Raw genomic sequence first — 922 nt, forward strand, 5'->3', positions numbered from 1 at the left:
ACCCGAAGGCGTTGCGCTAACTCGCAAGAGAGGCAGGCGACCACGGTGGGCTTAGCGACTGGGGTGAAGTCGTAACAAGGTAGCCGTAGGGGAACCTGCGGCTGGATCACCTCCTTTCTAAGGATATTGGCGGAAAGCGCTCATCGGTTCGCCGGTGAGAAGAGCTTCCTCCATTCCAAGGAACATTCGCCGCCGTCCTCATGTCCCTTCATCACTGGATACAGCGCAGGCTGTGAGACGAATTAGCGCAAGCTGATTTGCACACAGCCAAGCTCGGCCAGCGCTGCGGAGCGCGCCCACGGGTCCCATCAAAGTAGTACTTTGATGGGTGCCCGATAAGGCGCAGCTTCGCTGCGACTGACGGGTGCGCGAGCGCTACCGGGCCGGTAGCTCAGGTGGTTAGAGCGCACGCCTGATAAGCGTGAGGTCGCAAGTTCAACTCTTGCTCGGCCCACCACGTCTTTGGTTTTAACGCAGCTTCGCTGCGGAAGAACGAAAGGCTGAACTTTTCAGGGGCCTTAGCTCAGCTGGGAGAGCGGTTGCTTTGCAAGCATCAGGTCATCGGTTCGATCCCGATAGGCTCCACCAGCTTTCGTCGAGACGCGCGTTGCGCGTTCTCCGGAAGCGACATGCGCTTTAGCGTTATCCAGAGATGAAGACACGAGATCCGCTGCTACGGCAGCGGTCCTGCTCCCCCAAGGGAGAGCGAGCTTTTTGACATTGTGAATGGGTTTTTCAAATCGATGCCGTGACGGCGTTGGTTTAGTCGTGAGACTAGGCAACGATCGTCCAATTAAAGGCTGAGATTTTCATCCACACCGATATGCCGCACAGCGCTGCTCTGCCGAGTTGGTGTTTGCTGATAGCAAGCGCCCAGCGTTGTCGTTGGTGGTGTGGACTCTCAAGCGTGAGGTAAGGGCAT

The 922-nt window shown here is 57.3% G+C and carries 2 tRNA genes and 1 rRNA gene; all 3 read left to right on the top strand.

Features of this window, described 5'->3' with window-relative positions:
• Window positions 1-117: ribosomal RNA gene (locus tag S2M10_RS09105) — 16S ribosomal RNA — on the top strand; the annotation flags it as partial.
• Window positions 118-380: 263 nt separating this feature from the next.
• A tRNA-Ile gene (locus S2M10_RS09110) sits at window positions 381-457 on the top strand.
• 55 nt (window positions 458-512) lie between these two features.
• A tRNA-Ala gene (locus S2M10_RS09115) sits at window positions 513-588 on the top strand.
• Window positions 589-922 lie beyond the last annotated feature (334 nt).

Source organism: Sphingomonas sp. S2M10, assembly GCF_012650175.1.
Taxonomy (GTDB): Bacteria; Pseudomonadota; Alphaproteobacteria; order Sphingomonadales; family Sphingomonadaceae; genus Sphingomonas.